We start from the raw sequence: 21676 nt of genomic DNA, 5'->3' as shown, positions 1-21676 counted from the left end.
CCGATACAGGCCATTGTTCCGCATGGGGCAAGCGCCGCGCGACCGCTTGCCGACGGTTGGTAGTGTGACGGCAGTCGCGCAGAAGGGAGCCGCCATGTCACGCAATGCCGTCGCCATTGTCAGTTCCCTGCTCTTCGCCGCGCTGGCAGCCCTGTTGGTGCTCACTCCGGTGCCCTACGTGGCCTGGCGGCCAGGCCAGACCGTGGACGTGCTGGGCAACACGGATTCCGGGCCGGTCATCGAAATCTCCGGGGGTCTTCCCACCTACCCGTCAGAAGGTCGCCTCCTGATGACGACGGTGTCGGCGACGAGGGTGGAGTCAACGATCAGTCTCCCCGAAGCCCTGTATGTGCACATGGCCACCGGCTCCGACGCGATTCCGCGCGAGATCTACTACCCCCCGGGCAAGACCATCGAGCAGGTGCGCGCAGAGGCCACCCTCCAGATGGACAACTCCCGCACCCTCGCCATCGTCGCTGCGCTCCGCGCTGAGGGGGTACCCGTCTCAGAGGTGCCCAGCGTCGGTGCCGTGTCGCTCACCGGCCCTGCCGCAGAGAAGCTGTTGCCTGGCGACATCATCCGCCAGGTGGACAACCAACCGGTCGAGAACATCGACGAGTTGGCGAACCTGATCGCGGGGCGCTCAGTGGGGGACACCCTCACCTTCGCCATCCTGCGCGACGGGCAGCAGCGCAATGAGACCGTCACCACCAAGCCGAACACCACCAACCCGCGCCTGCCGGATCTCGGCGTGCGCTGGGCCATCGGCTACCAGTACTCACCGACGATCACGTTCGGGATCGATGCGGCCGTGACCGGCCCCAGTGCCGGCCTCGTCTTCGCGCTGGGCATCTACGACCGCATCACCGAAGGCGACCTGCTCGGCGGCCGTGTGGTCGCCGCCACAGGATCCATCGACGCGGACGGCCGGGTGGGGCCCATCGGCGGCATCCGCGAGAAGATCACCGGCGCCGAGCGCGGTGGTGCCGAGATCTTCCTGGTCCCGGAGCGCAACTGTCAGGACATCGGGGACCTCAGGACTGAACTGACCCTGATCAAGGTGGCCACGTTCAAGGACGCGGTGGCCGCCCTGCAACTCATCAATGAAGGAAACACTGCGGAGGTGCCTACCTGTGGCTGACCGACTTATCGCCTGCCTCATGGACGTCGAAAGACACGTCTCGGGCGCCGGATGGGACCAGCCGGCGCGGCTGTTCGCGCTGGTGACCACCGGCACGCTGCTGGATGTGGAACCACATCTCCGGGGAAGGGTGCCGGACACGGCACCGGACGCGCTCACCGCCATCGAGCAGGACGAGTTCCATGCCACCGACGACCTGTTCACCAGGCTGGCGGGCATCTACTGGCCCGATACCGTCGAGGGCTGCGCCCTGGCACTCGAGCGGGCCTTCCTGCCGCCGGAGTATGAGAAGGACATCCCTGACGATCCGGATGAGGCGGCCATGTTCGTGATGAAGCACCCCGCCAAGACCGACGTGCGCGTCGTGGTGGGCGTGCTCCGCGACGGAGCCCGGCATGGGCTCGCCCGGCTCCAGGACAACCCGGAGGATCTGCTGGGCGCCGAAGACCTGGTGCCCGGACTCGCCGACGCACTGCTCGATACCTTCAGGAGTGAGGACTCGTGAGCACCGAGACACGGACCGATACCCACGCCGAGCCCCGACGAGGACCCCTCCTGTGGACGGTCCTCATCGTCGGCGGCCTGATCTTCCTCACGGTCATCGCTGCCCGCGTGGGCACCGACTACCTGTGGTTCCGAAGCATCGACTTCCAGACGGTGTTCACCACGCAGCTCGCGGCCCGCATCGGCCTGCTGCTGGTCTTCGGGCTGTTCCTGTTCGCCGTGGTGTTCTTCAGCCAGCTGATCGCCTACAAGCTGCGGCCCAAGGTCCGTCGGGCCAACCTCGATTCCGAGTTCCTGGTGCAGCTGCGCGACGCGCTGGACCGGCGTTCCAAGGCGCTGATGGCCGTCCCGGCCGGCGTCCTCGGCATCCTGGGCGGGCTCACCGCCGCGGGCGTCACGCCAACCTTCCTCGCCTGGTGGCACCGCACGCCGTTCGGGAAGGCCGACCCGTACTTCGGCATGGACGCCAGCTTCTTCGTGTTCACGCTGCCGTGGCTGCAGTTCGTCACCGGTTTTGTGCTGTTCTCCTTCATCGTGGGCGGCATCGCCGCAGCGTCCGTGCACTTCATGACGGGAGCGCTGAACACAGCGGCGTTCCGCGGGCGTGGCAACAGCCCCGCCATGGTGGGTGCCCAGCGGCACCTGTCGATCATGCTCGGCCTCGTACTGCTCGTCATCGCGGTGAACACGCTTTTGGAGCGGTACTCGCTGAGCGTGACACCGTCAACGCTCTTCACCGGTATCGGTTACACCGACGCCAACACCCGCATGCCCGTCGCCATCATCATGGCGGCGATCGCGGTCATCACGGCGCTGGCCAGCTTCTTCAACGCGTGGCGGGTGCGTTGGAGCGTGCCCGGCGCCTCGATCGCCCTGCTGATCGTCTCGGGACTCCTGCTGTCCATGGCCTACCCGTGGATGATCCAGACCTTCGAGGTGGATCCCAGCCCGCAGGACAAGGAACGTCCCTACATCGCCAACAACATCGAGGCGACGCGCTACGCCTTCGGCATCGAGAAAGTCGAGATCGAGGACTACGAGGCGACCACCAGCGCCAGCGCCGGCCAGTTGCGCCAGGATGCCGCGGCGCTGCCGGCCATCCGCCTGATCGACCCCACGGTGGTGCCGCCCACCTTCGAGCAGTTGCAGCAGGTGCGTGGCTACTACGCCTTCCCGCGCACGCTCGACGTCGACCGCTATGTGATCGATGGCAAGCCCACGGATTCCGTCGTGGCGGTGCGGGAACTCAACCTCGAATCCATCGAGGGCGGCGACACGTGGAACAACCGTCGCACTGTCTACACCCACGGCTACGGCATGGTGGCCGCCTACGGCAACCAGCGCGAAGCCAACGGCGAGCCGGTGTTCTTCTCCGGCGGCATTCCCACGATGGGCAAGCTCGAGGAGCACGAACCGCGCATCTACTTCGGTGAGCGCACGGACTACTACGTCGTCGTGGGAGCCCCTGAGGGCAGCGACCCGGTGGAGCTGGACACCCCGTCCGGTGGTGAGGGCCGCTCGGAGTCCCTGTACACCTACACCGGCTCCGGTGGTGTCCCCATCGGCAACTGGTTCACCAAGGCAGCGTTCGCGATCCGCTTCGGCGACATCAACCTGATGCTGTCGGACCGGGTCAACGAGCAGTCCCGGGTACTCCACGACCGCATCCCGGTGCAGCGCGTGCACGAGGCGGCACCCTGGTTGACCATCGACTCGGATCCGTTCCCCAGCATGGTCGACGGCCGCATGGTGTGGATCATCGACGGCTACACCACCACGGATTCGTACCCCAACGCCACCCGGCTGGACTGGACCCAGGCCATCTCGGATTCGCACACGTCGGCGGACCGCCTGCTGCTGGGGCAGCAGGTCAACTACGCCCGCAACTCCGTGAAGGCAATCGTGGATGCCTACGACGGCTCCGTGACGCTCTACGAGTGGGACGAAGAGGACCCGCTGCTGCAGACCTGGTCGAAGGCCTTCCCTGGCGCCATCACGCCGAAAGACGAGATCTCGCCGGAACTGTTGGCCCATCTGCGTTACCCGCAGGACCTGTTTAAGGCGCAGCGGGAGATCCTGGGGCGCTACCACACCACCAACCCCGGTACCTGGTACCAGCAGTCAGACGTGTGGCAGGTTCCCAACGACCCCATCCGCGGCTCGGAGTCCCGGCAGAAGCAGCCGCCGTACTTCCTCACGATCCGCTGGCCCGGCGACGATGAGCCGGTCTACTCGAACACCACGGTGTTCGTGCCCAAGGACCGGGAGAACCTGTCGGTCTACCTGGCGGTCAACTCGGATGCCGACTCTGACGACTACGGCCGCATGCGGGTGCTGAAACTCTCTGATGCGGAGCAGATCGCCGGCCCCGGCCAGACGTTCAACTTCATCTCGACCAATCCGGTGGTGGCAGAACGTCTTCTGCCGTTCAACCGCCAGGGCGCCTCGGCCACCGCCATTCACGGAAACCTGCTGACGCTGCCCTTGGGCGGCGGACTCCTCTACGTCCAGCCCATCTACACCCAGGCCGTCACGTCAGGTTCCTACCCGGCGCTGCGCTTCATCGTGGTGCGCTTCGGTGAACACATCGGCATCGGCGACACCCTGCAGGCCGCGCTGGACCAGGTGTTCCAGGGCGACGCCGGCGCTGAAACGGGAGAGGGTGGCGCGGAGGGCGTGCCGCCCGTCGTCGAGCCCGGAGGCGAGGTCGAGGGAGAAGAGCCGACGCCGGCGCCGAGCGTCACGCCCGCCACGGGTGCCGAGGCGCGGGCCAGGCAGTTGCTGACTGAGGCGCAGGCGCTCTACGAGGGCGCCGACGTCGCACTGAAGGAAGGCAACCTGGGCGAATTCCAGGCCAAGACCAAGAGCGCCGAGGAGAAGGTCGACGAGGCGATCAAGGCGCTCGACGGGGGCTAAACCACCTGCGGCCGCAGGCCGAGTAGCTCCAGAGCGGGGACCAACTCGGCCGCGGCCCCGGTGACGGCGATCGTCAGGTGTGTGGGGTCAACGACCTCGCGGAACGCGGCCGTCGCGCCCTCGGCCGTCACGAGCTTGAGCGCCGCGAAGTGCTCATTGAGGTAGTCCGGGCCGATGCCTGAGCCTGCCAACGCGGAGCCTTGGGCGACGATGTCCGCAGAGGTTTCGTTGGCCAGCGGCGCGATCCCGACCAGGAAGTCCCGGGCATCGTCCGTCTCCGCGGCCGACAGGGGCTCACCCAGCGCCAGACCGTCGAGCATCCTTGCGACCGCGTCGCCGGCGACCTCTGTGCGCACGCTCCCGCCGACGCTGAACTGGCCCTCGTCGACGCCGGGGGAGAAGCCTCCGCGGATGCCGTAGGTGTAGCCGAGCCGCTCGCGCAGTTCGAGGTTGAGGCGGCTCGCGAAGGCTCCTGCCACGGCATGACCGGCGACGCGCAGGGACGGCCACCTGGGGTCGTTGCGCGTCACGGTGCGGCTGGCCAGCGTGACGGTGGCCTGCACGGAGTCCGGGTGGTCGACGACGACCACGGTGGGCTCCTGCAGCGGCGACGCGGGCCGGAGCCCCTGCGCCGCGGGCTGTCCCGACTGCCAGCTTCCGATGCCCTCCAGCACTTCGGCAAGGGTGACGGCACCGGCGATGACGAGGGTGGCGCCGACCTGGGAGAAGTGGCTCCGGTGCCACTGCGCCGCATCGGCGGCCGTGATGCGCTGAAGTGTCTCCGGGAGGCCGCTCGTGGGCCGGGAATCGCGGTGGGTCGGGTCGTACAGCGCTGCGCGCAGTGCGAGCCGGTTCGCGGCACCGGGCGAGGCGAGCCGCGACTCGTGGGAGGCGATCTGGGCCTCCACATGGTGGGCGACGTCGCGTTCGCTGTAGGCGGGCTGCGTCAGTACCTCGGAGAACAGTGGCAGCACGGCAGTCAGCCGCCGCGAGGGGGCCTGCCCACCGAAGGTGGTGTAGCGGTGATGCGTGCCGCCGTGGAGGGTCGCCCCCTGCGCCTCCAGCAGTTCGCCGATCCCGCCGTCGGGGTGCAGGTGGGTGCCCTCGTCAATGGCGTGCAGCGCGACGTTGGCCACGCCCTCCTTGTCGCGGGGCTCATAGGTGAGCTGGGTGGGCAGGACCACTTCGAACGTGGCCACGTGCTGGCCCGGCAGGTGGAAATGCCACACGCTGAGGCCCGAGTCCAGGCGCACGACGGTGGGGGTGGGGAAGTGCCAGGGCGTGGCGAGTTGGACGGCTGGTCTTTTCATCGGGCGTTCTCCGCACGGTAGAGGAGTGTGTGGCACGCGTCGGGCTGGAGCCATCTTGCGGCGGCGGCACGGACGTCGTCAGGCGTGAGGGCGAGGACCTCGCCGAGATACTTGTTCACGTACTTCGGGGAGCCGTGCAGGAGCCAGGCCTCATTGATGGCGTCGGCCCGGCCGCTCGTGGTGGCCAGATCCCACAGCCAGTCGCGCTCGAACTGCGCCACGGCGCGGGCCAGTTCCGCCTCCGTCGGTCCCTCCACCAGGAACGTGGCGAGTTCCCCGGTGACCGCGTCGGAGAGCTGCTCCAGCGACACGTCGTCTGCAGGGCGTCCCACCAACGTCGTCAGCGACGCTGCGGAGCGGTTGGTGAACATGCCGCTGTGCACCTCATAGGCGACATCGGAGCGCTTGACCAGGGCCCGGTGCAGGCGGCTGGTGTTCCCGTCGGCGAGCACCGCCAGCGCCATGTCGAGGGCGGGTACGTCGGGGTGCGCCGCGTCCGGGGTGGCCCAGGAAAGGTAGCTGAGCGAGTGGGGGACCTGACGGGTCACGACGTCGGTCTGCGGCGCAACGAGACCGCCGACAGGCATCGCCCCACGGGCAGGCTTCGGCAGCGCAGGGAGGTGACCGAAGTGGCGCTCCACGAGGCTCAGCCCTTCGTCGACGCCGACGGGGCCGCACAACACCAGGCGGAGGTTGCTCGCCGGGTACCAGGCGCTGAAGAACGCGGCCACGTCGCTGAGCGAGGCGGCGTCGAGATCTTCCATGGACCCGATGGTGAGGTGCCCGTACGGGTGCTCGGCCTCGAAGTGCTGAGCGGTGAGGAGTTCGAGGAGGTCGCCGTAGGGCTGGTTGTCGTAGCGCTGGCGCTTCTCCTCCTTGACCACCTGGCGCTGGGCCTCGAAGTTCTCCGGCGTGATGGCGAGCGACGCGAACCGGTCCGCCTCCAGCCAGAGGGCCAGGTCCAGGGCGCCGCGAGGGACGGTCTCGAAGTAGTTGGTGCGGTCCGACGACGTGGTGGCGTTGACGGTGCCGCCGAGGGCCTCGACGGTGGCCATGTGCTCACCGCTGGCGACGTTGGCGGAACCCTGGAACATGAGGTGCTCGAAGAGGTGGGCGAAACCGGTGCGGCCGGCGACCTCGTCGGCGGAGCCCACTTCCACCCAGATGTTGACCGCGACGCCGGGTGCCGCATCGTCGGGCGCCACGACGACCCGGAATCCGTTGTCGAGTTCGTGTTGGCTCAGTTCGTAGTGGAGGTCCGCCTGGGTCATACCGGCGAGCCTAGCGTGCCCGCCGCGGTGCTCCGGAGAGTAGGTTGTGGGCCATGAAATACCGCTATCTCGGCAATTCGGGTCTCAAGGTCACGGAGATCATCTACGGCAACTGGCTCACCCACGGCTCGCAGGTGGAGAACGACGCGGCGAGCGCGTGCGTGCGCGCCGCCCTGGACAACGGCATCACCACGTTCGACACCGCGGACACCTACGCGAACACCGTCGCGGAGCAGGTGCTGGGCGAGGCGTTGAAGGGTGAGCGCCGCGAGTCTCTGGAGATCCTGACGAAGGTCTACTGGCCGATCGGGCCCAAGGGCGCCAACGACGCAGGCCTCTCCCGCAAGCACATCATGGAAGGCATCGACGGCTCGTTGAAGCGGCTCCAGATGGACTACGTGGACGTCTACCAGGCGCACCGCTTCGATGTGGAGACACCGCTCGAGGAGACGATGGTTGCTTTCGGCGACATCGTGCGCCAGGGCAAAGCGCTCTACATCGGCGTGTCCGAATGGCGCGGTGAGCAGATACTGGAGGCTGCCAGGTACGCCAGGGAGTTGCGCATTCCGCTCGTGTCGAACCAGCCGCAGTACAGCATGCTGTGGCGGGTCATCGAAGACGAGGTGATCCCGGCCTCGCAGGAGGCGGGTCTGTCACAGATCGTGTGGTCCCCGGTCGCCCAGGGCGTCCTGACCGGCAAGTACCTGCCCGGCCAGGGTGCGCCGGAGGGTTCGCGTGCCACCGACGCCAAGGGCGGCCAACAGATGATCAGCCGGTGGATGCAGGACGACCTGCTCGCCGCGGTCCAGGACCTCCGCCCCATCGCCGAAGAGGTGGACCTGACCATGGCCCAGCTCGCCGTGGCATGGGTGCTGCAGAACGAGAACGTGGCGGCGGCGATCATCGGTGCCTCGCGCCCGGAGCAGGTGGCCGAGAACGTCAAGGCCAGCGGCGTCGAACTACCCGCTGACGTCATGTCCCGGATCGACGCAGTCCTCGGTGGCTTCGTCCAGCGGGATCCGGCGAAGACCCAGCCGCTTCCGCAGCGCCCCTGACCCCGGGGGCCGGTGCCCCTGCAGTTCCTGGAGCCGTCCCGCCGAATTCCTTCGGCGGGATGGCTTCACGGCGTGGTGTGATCAGCGGCTCAGCTGTTGAGCCAACGCTGCAAGAAGTCGTCGACCAGCGCGATGTAGCCGGGCCTGTCGGAGAAGTAGCCGCCGCAGTGGTACGCACCTTCAAAGGTCACCAGTTCGACGGCGTCGCGCCCTGCCGCGTCCCTCAGGTCCAGCGCGTGCCGGTACGGGATGACCTCGTCCCGGGTGCCGTGCAGCAGCAGGATCGGCCGGGGCGGAAGCTCGGCGATGGCGTCGATGGGGCGCACGTCGTGCAACCTGTAGCCGTGCAGCACCCGGTTGGCGAGAGCCACCAGCGGCACGAACGGCGCGGCAGGGAGCCTGTGGCCCCGGAAGGCCTGGGCCACCACGTCCGTCAGCGTGGCGAAGGGGGAGTCCAGCACCAGAGCCCCGACGCGGGAATCCTTGGCGGCCGCGAGGATGGCGGTGGCTGCACCCCCGGAGAAGCCCACGACGGCCAGCCGGGCGTCCGGACGGCGTGCCGCTGCATGGTCCAGGGCCGCGAGCAGGTCGCGTTGCTCGTGGAACGCCAGCGAAAGAGCGCCGTCGCCGGAGTCGCTGGAGCCCCGGAAATCGAAGAGCAGCACGCTGTGGCCCCGGCGCACCAGGCCCGGCCCGATGCCGAGCAGGTCTGACTTGTTGCCCCGGTGCCCGTGGGCGATGACGACGACGCTGCGCGACCCCGGCACGTCGAACCACCAGCCGGCGATCCGCACCCCGTCGTCGGCGGTGAAGGTGACGTTGTCGGCTTGCAGCCCCACCTCGAACGGTGTGAAGCCGTAGGGCGGCCACTCGCGCCTCGGCCCGTTCAGGGACCGTGCACCGAAAACTCCGAGAGCGGTCCCAGCCAGGCCGATGCCCGCTGCCACCCAGCCCGCGTTCCGCAACCATTTCATGAGTCCATTCATACCCGCACAGCGCCCGCCCAGCACATCTCGCCCAGGCGGCGTTGCCGGTGTCAGGGGTGACACGAACCACCCCAGAACCCATGCCCCAACTCGAACACCGACCTCGATTTGTGTTCTGGGAAGGGCTTCCGTATAGTTATCGAAGCGACGCGGGGTGGAGCAGCTCGGTAGCTCGCTGGGCTCATAACCCAGAGGTCACAGGTTCAAATCCTGTCCCCGCTACTACCGGAAGACTCCCGGCCAGGTATCTGGCCGGGAGTCTTTTCATGTCCGAACCGCACCGCCGACGATGTGGGATCCCTACTCAACCAGTCGGACGCTGAAGCCTTGGCCGCGTCGCTTGACCCGCGCGTCTTTGCAGAGCACGATTGCTGCAACTTGAACGATCCAGGGGGTTAGATGAACAAGCCGACGCTTGCGAGCCTGGCCGCCGAGCTGAACCTGTCACGGCAGACGGTTTCCAACGTTCTCAACTTCCCAGACAGGGTGCGCCCGGAGACGCGGGCAAGGGTCCAGGAGGCGATCGAACGCTCCGGGTACCGTCCGTCGGCCGCGGCCCGCGCGCTGCGCAACCAGCGGGCCATGTCGCTGGGCCTCAGGTTGAGCAACCCGCGCAACGGCATCAGCGGATCCATCATGGACGCCTTCACCCACTCACTCGTCGAACGGGCCGATCAGAGCGGCTACCGGGTCGTGCTGTTCCCGGCCCGCACCAACGACGAGGAGGTGGACAAGCTCGTCGAGCTGCGCCGCACGCTGGCCATCGACGCCTGCATCCTCACCGACACCTGGCTCGACGACCGTCGTCCGGAACAACTGATGGAGGCCGGCGTGCCTTTCGCGGCCTTCGGCAGGCCCTGGGGCGCGCCCGATCACGGCCGTTGGGCAGATGTCGACGGCCGCGCCGGCGCAGCCGAGGCGGCCGCCCACCTGCGCAGCCAGGGGCACGAGCGCATCGGTTACCTGGGCTGGTCCGACGGCTCCCCGGTGGGCAAGGACCGGCGTGCCGGCTGGGCTGAGGCCCTTGGGCTCACGCCCGAAGCGGAGCACGAACTGGCCGTCGAGGTGGAGGACACCGTCGACGACGGTGCAGCCGGCATGAAGGAACTGCTGGCCAGGGGGGCGACCGCGGTGGTCTGTGCCTCGGACACCCTCTCGCTGGGCGCGTTCACCGTGCTGCGCCGACGCGGGGAATCCGGCCGGTGGATCATCGGTTTCGACAACACCCCGGTGGCGCGTGAACTCGGCATCTCCAGCATGGTGCAACCCGTGGAAGAGGTGGCGGCGACGGTGCTGGACATGGTGCTGGCGCAGATCGCAGACCCCGGGGTGGACCTCACGGGCGTCACCATCCCCCCGGTCCTGATCGCCCGCGACGGCTCTGGAGCGATCGGGTGAGCACGCACCGAAAACCTACTGGTTACACTGATGACGCTTTAGACAGACCCTCGAAGGGAACCCCTCATGCGCCGTAGCAGACTGTCGGTGGCCGTCATCCTGGCCCTCGTGGCGTCGGTGGTGCTGAGCGCCTGCGCCCGCCCAGACCCTGCCCCCGAGACAGCCGAGTCGACGCTCAACATCGGCGTCACCACCCGGCCGGACGGCCTCGACCCGATCACCGTGGCCGGTGCCGGCACGCCGTTCGTGCTGCTGTACAACGTCTACGAGACGCTGGTGAAGGTGGACTCGGACGGCAACATCAAGCCGCTGCTGGCCAACGAGTGGCGGATCTCCGAAGACTCGCTCGTGTACACCTTCACGCTGGAGTCCGGCGCCCAGTTCGCCTCCGGTGCTGCGCTGGACGCGGAGGCGGTCGTGGCCAACTTCGAGCGCAACCGCGGCGACACCGCCACGGCGCAGATCCGGGACAAGTGGGGACCTGTCGACACCATCGAGGCCATCGACGAGTCCACCGTCGAGATCACGCTGAAGCAGCCGTCGCATGCCTGGCTGTACGACCTGAGCGGCCCGATGGGGATCGTGGCCGATCCCGCAGGCTTCGGCACCATCAACACCGTGCCCGTGGGCTCCGGCTCCTATGTCTTCGGCGCGTGGGAAGAGGGCTCCTACATCCAGCTCAAGCCCAACACGAACTACTGGGGCACCCCCGGCCGCTTCTCCGACGTGTACTTCCGCTACTACTCGGACCCCAACGCCATGAACGCGGCGATGCTCTCGGGACAGCTCGACATCATCTCGAACCTGACCGTGCCCCAGTCGATCGAGCAGTTCCGCGACGAGTCGCGCTACACCATCCATGAGGGCACCACCACGGGCGAGGTGGTGCTCGGCTTCAACCACGGATCCGAACCGCTGAAGGACCTCAAGGTCCGCCAGGCCATCAACCACGCCATCGACCGCGAAGCCCTCGTCGAAGCCGTCTGGGCGGGCATGGGCCCGCTGATCGGCTCGCACGTGCCGCCCACAGACCCCTGGTACGAGGATCTCTCGCAGGCCTACCCGTTCGACCCGGCCAAGGCGCGCGAACTGCTCAAGGAAGCGGGACACGAGACCGGACTCACGCTGCGCCTGCGCGTCCCGGTGCTGCCCTACGCGCCGCCTTCGGCCCGGTTCATCGCCGAACAGCTCAAGGCCGTGGGCATCGACGTCGTGGTGGAGGAACTCGAATGGGGCCGCTGGCTCGAGCAGGTCTACGGCAACCACGACTACGACATGACGATCGTGGCCCACGTGGAACCGCGCGACATGACGGCGTTCTCGTTCGAGGGCAACTACTGGGCCTACAACAACCCCGAGTACAACGAGCTGTTGAAGGAGGCCGACGCCTCACTCACCCCGGAGGAGCAGACCGAGAAGCTGAAGGAAGCCGCCCGTCTCCTGTCCGACGACGCGGCCGCCGACTGGCTGTTCCTGCTGCCCAGCATCATCATCACCACACCCGACATCTCGGGCGTCCAGGTCAACCAGATCTCTCTGTCGTTCGACCTGACGATGCTCGCCAGGGGCTGATCGGGCGTGGCCCTGCGACGGGTGCTGGTGCGGGCGGCGTGGCTGTTCGCCAGCCTGCTGCTGGCCTCGTTCCTGATCTTCGTGGTGGCCAACGCCCTCCCGGGTGACATGGCCCAGATCATCCTCGGCTCCAACGCGGCGCCGGGTGAAGCGGAGGCGCTGCGGGAACGGCTCGGCCTCAACCGGCCGTTCGGTCTGCGGTACGTCGAGTGGCTCTGGGGCGTGCTCCGGTTCGACTTCGGCGCCTCCTACATCAGTGGCCGCGCGGTGGCACCCCTGATCGCCGCGCGCCTGGAGGTGACGCTGTCGCTGGCCATCCTGGGCATGCTCGTCGCCGTGCTGGTGGCGGTTCCGGTGGGGGCGTACGCGGCGGTCCGACGGCGGCACGCCGACGGAGCGGCCGTTTCCGCCCTGTCGCAGGTGGGGCTGGCCGTGCCCGCCTTCTGGGCGGGCATCTGGCTGGTGATCATCTTCGCGATCCAGCTGCGCTGGCTACCCGCCGGCGGTTACGTGTCGTACTGGGACTCCATCGGCGAGTGGCTCACGCGGCTCGTCCTGCCCGTCGTCTCGCTTGCACTCGTGCAGGGCAGCGTCATCTCGCGCTACGTGCGCTCGTCGGTGATCGAGGTCATGCAGGAGGACTACTTCCGCACTGCGCGCGCCGTCGGCTGGTCCAGGGCAGGGGCACTGTTCAGGCACGGGCTGCGCAACATCGCCATCTCGCTGCTGACCGTCATCGGCCTCCAGTTGGCGACCCTGCTGGTGGGCGCCATCATCATCGAGCAGGTCTTCGCGCTGCCCGGCCTGGGCTCCGCGCTGCTGCTGGCTGTATCGCAGCGAGACCTCGCCGTCGTCCAGGCCATCGTGTTGCTGTTGGTGTGGAGCGTGCTGGTGATCAACTTCGTGGTGGACGTCGCCTATCAGCTCATCGATCCCCGGCTCCGACGCGCGGCGGACGCAGCATGAAGCGCGCCACCCTCTACACGGGTCTCATCCTCATCGGCGCGGTGGTGGTCCTCGCCGTGGTCGGCGTCTTCTGGACGCCGTACAACCCCACGGCGATGGTGGGCAAGCGCCTGGCCGACCCCGGCTGGCCGCACCTGCTGGGCACGGACGGGTTCGGCGCCGACATCTTCTCGCGCATCATCAACGGCGCCAAGATCGTGCTCCTGGTGGGCATCGTGTCGGTGGCCGGGGCGGCTGTCGTGGGAGTGCCGGCCGGGATCTTCGCCGGCATGAAGCGCGGCTGGATGGGGGAGATCCCCGCCCGCCTGGCAGACATCCTCTACGGCTTTCCGGCGCTGCTGCTGGCCATCCTGTTCGCGGCCGCCCTGGGCGGATCGACCTGGACGGCGATGCTCGCGATCTCCATCGCCACCATCCCCGCCTTCGTGCGCATCGCACGGGCGGCGACGTTGCAGGTGATGTCGCAGGGCTACGTCGAGGCCGCCCGCCTCAGCGGCACCCCAGGCACGGCCGTGGCCGTGCGCCACGTGCTGCCGAACATCGCACCGGTGCTCGGGGTGCAGGCGTCAGTGAGCTTCGGCGTGGCGATCCTCGCGGAGGCCGGCCTCTCCTACCTGGGGCTCGGTTCACGGGCCTCCGAGCCCACGTGGGGCCGCATGCTGCGGGAGGCCCAGGACTACATCTTCAGCGAGCCCATCCAGGCGCTGTGGCCCGGCCTGGCGATCGCGGTCGCAACGCTGGGCTTCAACCTGCTGGGAGACGGTCTCCGCGACCTCCTCGACCCGCGGCTGACGGAGATCCGGTGAGTTACCTCGAGGTCACGGACCTGACGGTCACGTTCGGGCGACACCAGCGGAAGGCGGTCGACGGCGTGTCGTTCACCGTCGACGCCGCCGAAAGCCTCGGCATCATCGGCCAGTCCGGGTCCGGCAAGTCCGTCACCGCACTGGCCATCATGGGCCTGCTGCCGGACCATGCCCAGGTCACCGGCTCCATCCGGCTGGACGACCGTGAACTGGTGGGCCTGCCCGAACGGGAATACCGGGCGTTGCGCGGCGACGACATCGCGATGATCTTCCAGGAACCCATGACCGCGCTGGACCCGACGATGCGGGTGGGCCGCCAGATCGGTGAGGTCGTCGCACTGCACCACGGCGACCGCCGTGGCCGGATCCGCCCCGAAGTCCTCGCCTGGCTCGGTCGGGTGGGCATCACGGATCCCGAACGCATCGCCGACTCGTTCCCGCACGAGCTCAGCGGTGGCCAGCGCCAGCGGGCGCTGATCGCCATGGCGCTGGCCAACCGGCCCGGTCTGGTGCTCTGCGACGAGCCCACAACCGCCCTCGACGTGCTCGTCCAGCGCCAGATCCTCGCCCTGCTCGCCGAGCAACTCGAGGGCCGCTCCGCGCTCTTCGTCTCCCATGACCTCGCCGTCGTGCGGCAGATCGCCGCCCGCGTGATCGTCATGCTGGACGGACGCATTGTCGAGGAGGGGCCCATCAACTCCGTGATCGCCCAGCCGCAGCATCCCTACACCCAGGGCCTCATCGCCTCTGCGCGCATCGACGCGGTGCCGCCCGGCGAGCGGCTCCCCTCAGTGGCGGATTTCTACCGGGTGGAGGAGGCATGAACATCGTCGAACTCCGTGGCGCAGCCGTGACCTACCGCAGGGCCCGGCGGCCGTTCGTCGCGCTGCACCCGTCGGACGTCGTGGTGGCGCCGGGCGAGCGCGTCGGGATCGTCGGCGGGTCCGGTTCCGGCAAGACGACCATGGCCAGGCTGATGCTCGGCCTGGTGCCGCCGTCGGAGGGGGACGTGCTGTTCGACGGCCGCTCCATCGTCGGCCTCCCGGAACGGAAACGCGGCTGGCTGCGGGCCTCCGCCTCCATGGTGTTCCAGGATCCGAACTCCTCGCTCAACCCGCGGATGAAGCTGCGCGACATCGTCGCCGAACCGTTGCGTTCACCGGTGCTGCGGGGGAGGGGCGATGTGCCTGAACCCTCCGTCGAGGTGGTGGCCCGGGCGCTGGAGGGCGTCGGGTTGAGCGCGGACACGTTGGACCGGTTCCCGCACCAGCTCTCCGGCGGTCAGCGCCAGCGGGTGGCGATCGCCCGCGCGCTGATCTCTGATCCCGCGTTCCTCGTGGCGGATGAGCCGGTGTCGGCGCTGGACGTCTCGGTGCGGGCCCAGGTGCTCAACCTGCTCACCGACGAAGTGCGGGAACGCTCGCTGGCGTTGGTGCTGGTCTCGCACGACCTGGCGATCGTGCGCCACATGTGTGACCGGGTTCTGGTGGTGGAGCGCGGCCACATCGTCGAGGAGGGCGCTGTCGCCGACGTGCTGGACCACCCGCAGCAGCCGTACACCCGGGCGCTGGTGGACGCCACCCTGACGTTGTAAGGGTTTCCGCCGCTCAGGACGGGGCGATTCGCTCATGGCTGATTGGACGGGCGCGACCTCCACGGGTGCGGGCGCGTAAAGTGTCCCATCGTGAAGGCACTCCTCCTTGAGAACATCCATGAAGACGCCGTGAAGTCCCTCGAAGCCAAGGGCTTTGAGGTGGAGCTCCGCCCCGGCGCCCTCGCAGAGCGCGACCTTGTCGCGGCGCTCGACGGCGTTGACTACCTCGGCATCCGATCGCGCACCCATGTCACCCGGAAGGTGCTCGACGCGGCGCCCCAGCTGAAGTCGATCGGCGCCTTCTGCATCGGCACCAACCAGATCGACCTCGAGGCCGCCACGGAGCTCGGTGTCGCCGTGTTCAACGCGCCCTACTCCAACACCCGCTCGGTCGTCGAACTCGCCATCAGCGAGATCATCGCGATGGCGCGGAGGCTGACGGACCGCAACCGCGACATGCACAACGGTGTCTGGGACAAGTCCGCCATCGGTTCGCACGAGGTGCGTGGCCGCACTCTGGGCATCGTGGGCTACGGCAACATCGGCTCGCAGCTGTCGATCGTCGCGGAGGCGCTGGGCATGCGGGTCCTCTTCTACGATGTCGCCGACAGGCTCGCGCTGGGCAACGCCCGGCGCGTCGAGAGCCTCGACGCCCTGCTGGCCCAGGCCGAGACGATCTCGGTGCACGTGGACGGCCGTTCGGAGAACAAGGACCTGTTCGGCGCGCAGGAGTTCGCCAAGATGCGCCCCCGCTCGCTGTTCCTGAACCTGTGCCGCGGTCACGTCGTCGACCTCGACGCGCTCCACGACTCGCTGGTCTCCGGGCATCTGGCCGGCGCTGCCGTCGATGTCTACCCGACGGAACCCAAGAGCAAGGACGAGCCTTTCGTCTCGAAGCTGCAGGGCCTCAGCAACGTGATCTTGACCCCGCACGTCGGTGGCTCCACGCAGGAGGCGCAGGAGGACATCGGCCGTTACGTGGCCGGCAAGATCAACGACTACCAGAACGCCGGCTCCACGTCGATGAGCGTCAACCTGCCGGAGGTCGCGGCAGGTCCGGTGCGCGAGCGTCGCATCGTGCACCTGCACCACAACGTGCCCGGCGTGATGGCCCGCCTGAACTCCCTGCTGGCCAAGCACGACATCAACATCCTGTCGCAGACGTTGTCGACGAAGGGTGCGCTGGGCTACGCCATCACCGACATCGCCGCGGCGGATGTCAACGGGCTGCTCTCCGAACTCGAGGCGCTCGACGAGACGCTGCGCGTCCGCGTGCTCTGATCAGCTGAGGTAGCTGAGGACGGCGTCGTGGAGGAGCCCGTTGGTGGCGAGTGCACCAGGGCCCTTCACGCCGTCCTCGCCACTCAGGTTCGTGAAGCGGCCGCCGGCCTCGCGCACGATGATGTCGAGCGCCGCCATGTCGTACAGTTCCAGATCCGGCTCCGCCGCCACGTCGACGCACCCCTCGGCCACCAGCATGTAGCTCCAGAAGTCGCCGTAGGCGCGGGTGCGCCATGACTCGCGCATGAGGTCGATGAATCCCTGGCCCTTGCCTGAATCGACCCACTCCGCGATGTCCGAGTAGGACAACGACGAGTCCGCGATGTCCTCCACCTTGCTCACCCGCAGTTCGGTGGCGTTGAGGATGGAGCGGCCGGTGTAGGCGCCCCCACCCAGCGTCGCCCACCAGCGCCGCCCCAGGGCGGGCGCCGACACGACGGAGGCGACGATGTGACCCTCGACCTCGAGCGCGATGAGCGTGGCCCAGACCGGTACGCCGCGCAGGTAGTTCTTGGTGCCGTCGATGGGGTCGATGATCCAGCGCCGCGGCGAGTCGCCGCTGTCGGCGAACTCTTCGCCGTGCACCGCGTCGCGGGGCCGGGTGCGTGCCAGGGTGCGGCGGATGGATTCCTCGACGGCGGTGTCCGCCTCTGTGACCGGGGTCGCGTCCGGCTTGGACCGGACCTGGAGGTCCAGCGCCTTGAACCTGCTCATCGAGAGCGAGTCGGCGTCGTCGGCCATGAGATGCGCGAGGCGCACGTCGTCCGTGAGGTCCTTAGTCTGTGCCATGGCACCACCGTAGCGGCAACCGCTAGATGAACGCCGCTTCCATCCGGCGGAAGGACGCGAGCCGCTCCTGGGAGAGCCGACCGTCGGCCACGGCATCGTCGAACGCGCAGTCCACGGCCCCTGTCTCGTGCTTGCAGCCCCGCGCACAGTCCTCGGCGAACTCCCTGAGGTCCGTGAAGGCGCCCACCAGCGACTCCGGGGAGACGTGCATGATGCCGAACGAGCGCACGCCGGGGGTGTCGATGATCCAGCCGCCGCCGGGGACCTCCATCGCCACCGCGGAGGTGGAGGTGTGGCGGCCCTTGCCTGTGAGTTCGCTGACCTCTGCCGTGGCGCGGTTCGCGTCAGGAATGAGCCGGTTCACCAGCGTCGACTTCCCCACGCCCGAGTGGCCCACGAACACAGTCACCCTGCCCTGGATGGCCTCCCGGATCTGCGTCAGGTCCGCGTCCGGCTCCGTGACGACGATGGGCACGCCGAGCGGCTCGTAGGCACGCTTCAGTTCGTCCGGCGAGGCGAGATCTGATTTCGTCAGGCACAGGACCGGCCTGATCTTGGCGTCGAAGGCCGCCACCAGGATGCGGTCGATCATGCCCGTCCGCGGAGGCGGATCAGCCAGCGCGGTCACGATGAACAGTTGATCGGCGTTGGCGACGATGGGCCGCTCGAAGGAATCCGCGTCGTCGGCGCTGCGGCGCAACACCGTGGAGCGCTCGATCACCTCGACGATGCGGCTGAGGCTGCCCTCGTCGCCGGTGACATCGCCGTCGAGGCGGACGTTGTCGCCGACGATGATGCCGCCCTTGCGGTTGATGAGGCGGCCACGCACCGCGGTGACGGGACGGCCCTCCAGCAGGCAGCGGTAGCGCCCGCGGTCCACGGAGATCACCCGGGCGACGGGGAGCGCCGAGTAGTCCGGGTGCTCCTTGGTGCGGGGACGGGTGCGGCGACGAGGCCTGTCGAAGTCCTCGACGTCGCGGTCGTGTTTGTCCCAGCGGCTGCTCAACCGACCAGCCTCGCCCAGTCCTGCGGGAAGGCCGGCATCGTCTTGGAGACACACTGCAGGTCCGTCACGGTGATGCCGGGCTGCTTCAGCGCGACCAGGGCGGCGAAGTGGACCATCCGGTGGTCGGCGTAGGTCTCGATCTCGGCCCGGTTGAGCCCGGTGCCGCCCTCTATGGTGAGGCCGTCGTCGGTCTCCTCGGCCCGGATGCCGAGCTTGCGGAGTTCCGAAACCAGCGCAGCGAGGCGGTCCGTCTCGTGGCCCCGGATGTGCGCCACGCCGCGTACGCGGGTGGTGCCCTCTGCCAGGGCCCCCAGCGCGGCGATGGACGGTGTCAGCTCCGACGCGGTGGTGAGGTCAACGTCGATCCCCTGCAGCTGCGAGGGGCCGGTCACGGTGACCTTGTCCCCGTGACGCTCGACGGTGGCGCCCATGCGTTCGGCGACCTCCAGGAACAGGGCACCCGGTTGCAGCGACTGCTGCGGCCAGCCGGGCACGGTCACCTGCCCGCCGGTGGCCGCGGCCGCCGCGAGGAACACCGAGGCGTTGGTGAGATCCGGCTCGATGGTGGTGTCGCGGGCCTGGATGCTGCCCGGTGCCACCACCCAGGTGCGCTCGTCAGGCTCGCTGACGGCGACACCCCGGTCGCGCAGCATCTGCGCGGTCATGGCGATGTGCGGACGTGACGGCAGCGTGCTCCCGGTGTGGCGGATGGTCAGCCCCTGCGGCAGCAGCGCGCCGATCAACATCAGGCCGGAGACGAACTGGCTGGACCCGGAGGAGTCGATCACCGCCTCTGACCCCAGCGACGCGGGCGGCACCATCCGGAACGGGATGGCATCCGCCGAGATGATGGCGCCGAGCTGGCGCAGACCGTCAAGTAGGGGCCCCATGGGGCGCTCCGAGGCGTGCGGGTCTCCCACGAAGGAGCTGGGCCCGTCCGCCAACAACGCGATGGGCGGCACGAAGCGCATGACGGTTCCTGCCAGGCCGCAGTCGATGTCGGCTGCACCGCGGAAACGGACCGGTGGGGTGACGCGCAGCGCGTCGCCCCGGGCCTCGAGGGAAACGCCGAGCGCGCGCAGCGCGTCGATCATCAGCTGCGAGTCACGCGAGTCGAGCACGCCGCGAAGCGTGCTGGGCCCGTCTGCGAGGGCAGCAAGAACCAGGGCGCGGTTGGTTTCCGACTTGGAACCGGGAACGATCAGTTCCCCGATGACGGGGGAGGAGGCGGAGGGAAGCGAATGGCTGGTCAAGGAGTGACAGCCTCGAGCTTCTTACCAATCCTCTTCGCCTGCTTCCGGGCCTTCCGGCTCACGTCGTTGCTCAGGGCGGAGACCTTCTTCTCCGTGACCTTGGCGGCGTGCGCGGAACGCCAGCCGAGGCTGGGCCTGCCCTGCAGGTCCTGCGTGGCGAGCACCGCGGCTCCGAGGAGGGCCGCGTTGCGCAGCATCTCCGGGCGCGCATGCTCCTTGGCCTCCTGGGTGGCCTGCTTGCCGGGCATGGAGATGGCGAGGTTCAGGACGCTGGCCTTGGCGAGCATGGCTGCGCCGAGACGACGGCCGATACCGGTGGCGAACATGGCGCCGCCCACGATCTGGACCACGCCGGAGATGCGCACCCACGTCTCGGCCTTCTCGGGCACGTAGGACGCAAGGTCGGCCGGCACGATGCGCTGCACGAGCGGGGTGAAGGTGTGGGTGAACGCTTCGGCATCTGGCGCGGTGTCGGCAGGCTTGGTGACCGCCTTGACACCTTCTGAGATGAAGTAGCTGGCGAACAGGCTTCGGGCTACGAATCGCAAGAGACTCATGGAGCAACCCTACTAGCCTTGCTGTCATGTGTGGACGGTATGCAGCGACGGCTCATCCCAGTGAGCTGGTGGAGGAGTTCGAGATCTCCTTCATCGACGAGGAGATGGCCGAGGTGGCCACGCCCCGTTTCAACATCGCACCCACCGACGTGGTGCCCGCCGTCGTCGACAGGGCGGAGGACGACGGGGTCACCAGGAAGCTGGTGCCGCTGAAGTGGGGACTGGTGCCGAGTTGGTCGAAGTCGCCCGACGGCGGCGCGAGGCTGATCAACGCCAGGGTGGAGACGGTCGCCGAGAAGCCGTCGTTCCGGAAGGCCGCCGCCGCTCGCCGCTGCCTCCTCCCGGCCCTGGGCTACTACGAATGGCGCTCCGAGGACGTGGCGGGGGAGAAGAAGCCCGTCAAGCAGCCGTACTTCCTCAGCCCGCCGTCCGGGCTGATGGTGATGGCCGGCCTCTACGAGTTCTGGAAGGGGCCGGACGGCTGGCTCTCGACGACCACCATCATCACCACCGAGGCGACGGACGAGTTGGGGTGGGTGCACGACCGGATGCCCATGGTGGTGCCGCGCGACAGCTGGGACGACTGGCTCGACCCCGGTTTCACAGATGCGCAGGCCGCCGTCGCGATGCTGACCGCACCGCTGGACATGGGGCACCGGAAGGTGTCGCGGGCGGTGAACAAGGTGGGGACCGAGGGTCCCGAACTGATCGAGCCGGTCAGCTGAACATGACGATGTTGTTGAACACCCACTGGCTGCTCTGCGTGAACGCGTAACCGCCGGTTGCTCCGGGAGTGGCTGCGTACACCGTCGTCAGCGTGTACGAACGGCAGGCGCCGCGGCCCGTGCGGGCGGTGTCGCACTCGGTGCGCCACTGTCGGCCGCCGGAGGCGAAACCCTCCATGTCGTAGTGGGCCAGCGGGTTGGCTCCCCAGGCCGCGCGCGTCATGAGCGGCAGGTACGTCAGGTTGTTGAACGCCCAGCCGTCCCTCCTGACGAACTCCCCGTCCTCGATGACCACCACGGTGGCCCAGATGTCGGTGCGGCAGCGCTCGGTCGCGGAATAGGGCTCACACGAGGTGAACCACCGGCGGCCGTTGAAGAGGTGCGTGCCCGCCTGGGTGTAGGGGGCGGTGCGCAGGAACGGCTTCTTCGCCGGCGGGGTGGTCGCGGGGGGCTTCGGAGCGGTCGACGGGGGGCTCTGCACGACGGAGGGCGCTGGGCTGGGCTCCGCCGGAGGCGTTGGCGACGAGCTGGGGGTCGGGGTCACGG

General features: G+C 68.4%; 19 protein-coding genes, 1 tRNA gene and 1 pseudogene. 13 read left to right on the top strand and 8 right to left on the bottom strand.

Features of this window, described 5'->3' with window-relative positions:
- Positions 1–94 precede the first annotated feature (94 nt).
- The 3 genes from C3E87_RS12080 to C3E87_RS12070 are packed head-to-tail and all read left to right on the top strand — an operon-like array spanning position 95 to position 4561.
- Entirely contained in the window at positions 95–1141 is a 1047-nt protein-coding gene (locus C3E87_RS12080; RefSeq protein WP_076063245.1) for a PDZ domain-containing protein, read from the top strand.
- Positions 1134–1646 (top strand): PPA1309 family protein, encoded by a 513-nt coding sequence (locus tag C3E87_RS12075; protein ID WP_233120798.1) that lies wholly within the window; start codon positions 1134–1136, stop codon positions 1644–1646. Before C3E87_RS12080 ends, C3E87_RS12075 begins: the two co-directional genes overlap by 8 nt.
- The gene (locus tag C3E87_RS12070) at positions 1643–4561 is read left to right on the top strand and encodes a UPF0182 family protein (protein WP_076063242.1); all 2919 of its coding nucleotides are present in this window, start codon (positions 1643–1645) and stop codon (positions 4559–4561) included. The genes C3E87_RS12075 and C3E87_RS12070 overlap by 4 nt, the downstream gene beginning before the upstream one ends.
- Here the strand turns inward: C3E87_RS12070 and C3E87_RS12065 are convergent.
- Both C3E87_RS12065 and C3E87_RS12060 read right to left on the bottom strand, forming a co-directional pair.
- The gene (locus tag C3E87_RS12065; protein ID WP_076063240.1) at positions 4558–5871 is read right to left on the bottom strand and encodes a pitrilysin family protein; all 1314 of its coding nucleotides are present in this window, start codon (positions 5869–5871) and stop codon (positions 4558–4560) included. The two genes, C3E87_RS12070 and C3E87_RS12065, sit on opposite strands and share 4 nt — an antisense overlap.
- Positions 5868–7142: a pitrilysin family protein gene (locus C3E87_RS12060; protein WP_076063237.1), complete on the bottom strand. Its 1275-nt coding sequence runs from the start codon at positions 7140–7142 to the stop codon at positions 5868–5870. Before C3E87_RS12060 ends, C3E87_RS12065 begins: the two co-directional genes overlap by 4 nt.
- Before the next feature lie 53 nt (positions 7143–7195).
- On the opposite strand from C3E87_RS12060, the gene C3E87_RS12055 reads away from it, so the two are divergent.
- On the top strand, positions 7196–8197 hold the full coding sequence (locus C3E87_RS12055) for an aldo/keto reductase family protein (protein WP_076063234.1): 1002 nt from the start codon (positions 7196–7198) through the stop codon (positions 8195–8197).
- 89 nt (positions 8198–8286) lie between these two features.
- Here C3E87_RS12055 and C3E87_RS12050 read toward each other — a convergent pair whose 3' ends face one another.
- Positions 8287–9171, bottom strand: a complete 885-nt coding sequence (locus tag C3E87_RS12050) for an alpha/beta hydrolase (RefSeq protein ID WP_076063232.1) — start codon at positions 9169–9171, stop codon at positions 8287–8289.
- Positions 9172–9331: 160 nt separating this feature from the next.
- Between C3E87_RS12050 and C3E87_RS12045 the strand changes: the two genes are divergently transcribed.
- From C3E87_RS12045 to serA, 8 genes are all read left to right on the top strand, one after another.
- Positions 9332–9405, top strand: a tRNA-Met gene (locus C3E87_RS12045).
- A gap of 177 nt (positions 9406–9582) precedes the next feature.
- Positions 9583–10581: a LacI family DNA-binding transcriptional regulator gene (locus C3E87_RS12040; RefSeq protein ID WP_076063230.1), complete on the top strand. Its 999-nt coding sequence runs from the start codon at positions 9583–9585 to the stop codon at positions 10579–10581.
- A 66-nt stretch (positions 10582–10647) separates the two neighbouring features.
- Positions 10648–12153, top strand: coding sequence for an ABC transporter substrate-binding protein (locus C3E87_RS12035; RefSeq protein WP_076063228.1), 1506 nt, complete (start codon positions 10648–10650; stop codon positions 12151–12153).
- Positions 12154–12159: 6 nt separating this feature from the next.
- A complete protein-coding gene (locus tag C3E87_RS12030; RefSeq protein ID WP_076063226.1) occupies positions 12160–13119 on the top strand; it encodes an ABC transporter permease in 960 nt (319 codons plus the stop codon).
- Positions 13116–13925 carry an ABC transporter permease gene (locus tag C3E87_RS12025; RefSeq protein WP_076063224.1) on the top strand — a complete coding sequence of 270 codons (810 nt, stop codon included), beginning with the start codon at positions 13116–13118 and terminating at the stop codon, positions 13923–13925. The genes C3E87_RS12030 and C3E87_RS12025 overlap by 4 nt, the downstream gene beginning before the upstream one ends.
- Positions 13922–14749 (top strand): ABC transporter ATP-binding protein, encoded by an 828-nt coding sequence (locus C3E87_RS12020; RefSeq protein ID WP_076063222.1) that lies wholly within the window; start codon positions 13922–13924, stop codon positions 14747–14749. The genes C3E87_RS12025 and C3E87_RS12020 overlap by 4 nt, the downstream gene beginning before the upstream one ends.
- Positions 14746–15519 carry an ABC transporter ATP-binding protein gene (locus tag C3E87_RS12015; protein ID WP_143571030.1) on the top strand — a complete coding sequence of 258 codons (774 nt, stop codon included), beginning with the start codon at positions 14746–14748 and terminating at the stop codon, positions 15517–15519. The genes C3E87_RS12020 and C3E87_RS12015 overlap by 4 nt, the downstream gene beginning before the upstream one ends.
- A gap of 90 nt (positions 15520–15609) precedes the next feature.
- On the top strand, positions 15610–16800 hold the full coding sequence (serA, locus tag C3E87_RS12010; RefSeq protein ID WP_076063219.1) for a phosphoglycerate dehydrogenase: 1191 nt from the start codon (positions 15610–15612) through the stop codon (positions 16798–16800).
- Here serA and C3E87_RS12005 read toward each other — a convergent pair whose 3' ends face one another.
- Genes C3E87_RS12005 through C3E87_RS11990 form a run of 4 tightly spaced genes read right to left on the bottom strand, consistent with a single transcriptional unit; the run spans position 16801 to position 20405 of the window.
- A complete protein-coding gene (locus tag C3E87_RS12005) occupies positions 16801–17589 on the bottom strand; it encodes an inositol monophosphatase family protein (RefSeq protein WP_076063217.1) in 789 nt (262 codons plus the stop codon).
- Between the two features lie 22 nt (positions 17590–17611).
- On the bottom strand, positions 17612–18595 hold the full coding sequence (gene rsgA, locus C3E87_RS12000) for a ribosome small subunit-dependent GTPase A (RefSeq protein ID WP_076063215.1): 984 nt from the start codon (positions 18593–18595) through the stop codon (positions 17612–17614).
- On the bottom strand, positions 18592–19848 hold the full coding sequence (gene aroA / locus C3E87_RS11995) for a 3-phosphoshikimate 1-carboxyvinyltransferase (protein WP_076063213.1): 1257 nt from the start codon (positions 19846–19848) through the stop codon (positions 18592–18594). The genes rsgA and aroA overlap by 4 nt, the downstream gene beginning before the upstream one ends.
- Positions 19845–20405: a DoxX family protein gene (locus C3E87_RS11990; RefSeq protein ID WP_076063210.1), complete on the bottom strand. Its 561-nt coding sequence runs from the start codon at positions 20403–20405 to the stop codon at positions 19845–19847. Before C3E87_RS11990 ends, aroA begins: the two co-directional genes overlap by 4 nt.
- A 26-nt stretch (positions 20406–20431) precedes the next feature.
- Here C3E87_RS11990 and C3E87_RS11985 point away from each other — a divergent pair, with 26 nt between their 5' ends.
- On the top strand, positions 20432–21130 hold the full coding sequence (locus tag C3E87_RS11985) for an SOS response-associated peptidase (RefSeq protein ID WP_076063208.1): 699 nt from the start codon (positions 20432–20434) through the stop codon (positions 21128–21130).
- Here C3E87_RS11985 and C3E87_RS11980 read toward each other — a convergent pair.
- Positions 21123–21676: pseudogene (locus C3E87_RS11980) on the bottom strand (hypothetical protein); the annotation flags it as partial. The gene C3E87_RS11985 and the pseudogene C3E87_RS11980 sit on opposite strands and share 8 nt — an antisense overlap.

This window comes from Tessaracoccus sp. ZS01, from assembly GCF_022342445.1.
GTDB lineage: Bacteria > Actinomycetota > Actinomycetes > Propionibacteriales > Propionibacteriaceae > Arachnia.
Note: the sequence above shows the minus strand (reverse complement) of the source record. Positions and strands in the feature narration are given on the sequence as shown.

Coding starts and splice junctions, on each gene's coding strand:
- C3E87_RS12055 (WP_076063234.1), top strand. CDS start 7,196: ATGAAATACCGCTATCTCGGCAATTCGGGTCTCAAGGTCACGGAGATC.
- C3E87_RS11985 (WP_076063208.1), top strand. CDS start 20,432: ATGTGTGGACGGTATGCAGCGACGGCTCATCCCAGTGAGCTGGTGGAG.
- C3E87_RS12040 (WP_076063230.1), top strand. CDS start 9,583: ATGAACAAGCCGACGCTTGCGAGCCTGGCCGCCGAGCTGAACCTGTCA.
- C3E87_RS12050 (WP_076063232.1), bottom strand. CDS start 9,171: ATGAAATGGTTGCGGAACGCGGGCTGGGTGGCAGCGGGCATCGGCCTG.
- C3E87_RS12015 (WP_143571030.1), top strand. CDS start 14,746: ATGAACATCGTCGAACTCCGTGGCGCAGCCGTGACCTACCGCAGGGCC.
- C3E87_RS12035 (WP_076063228.1), top strand. CDS start 10,648: ATGCGCCGTAGCAGACTGTCGGTGGCCGTCATCCTGGCCCTCGTGGCG.
- C3E87_RS12005 (WP_076063217.1), bottom strand. CDS start 17,589: ATGGCACAGACTAAGGACCTCACGGACGACGTGCGCCTCGCGCATCTC.
- C3E87_RS12025 (WP_076063224.1), top strand. CDS start 13,116: ATGAAGCGCGCCACCCTCTACACGGGTCTCATCCTCATCGGCGCGGTG.
- C3E87_RS12060 (WP_076063237.1), bottom strand. CDS start 7,142: ATGACCCAGGCGGACCTCCACTACGAACTGAGCCAACACGAACTCGAC.
- C3E87_RS12065 (WP_076063240.1), bottom strand. CDS start 5,871: ATGAAAAGACCAGCCGTCCAACTCGCCACGCCCTGGCACTTCCCCACC.
- C3E87_RS11990 (WP_076063210.1), bottom strand. CDS start 20,405: ATGAGTCTCTTGCGATTCGTAGCCCGAAGCCTGTTCGCCAGCTACTTC.
- C3E87_RS12080 (WP_076063245.1), top strand. CDS start 95: ATGTCACGCAATGCCGTCGCCATTGTCAGTTCCCTGCTCTTCGCCGCG.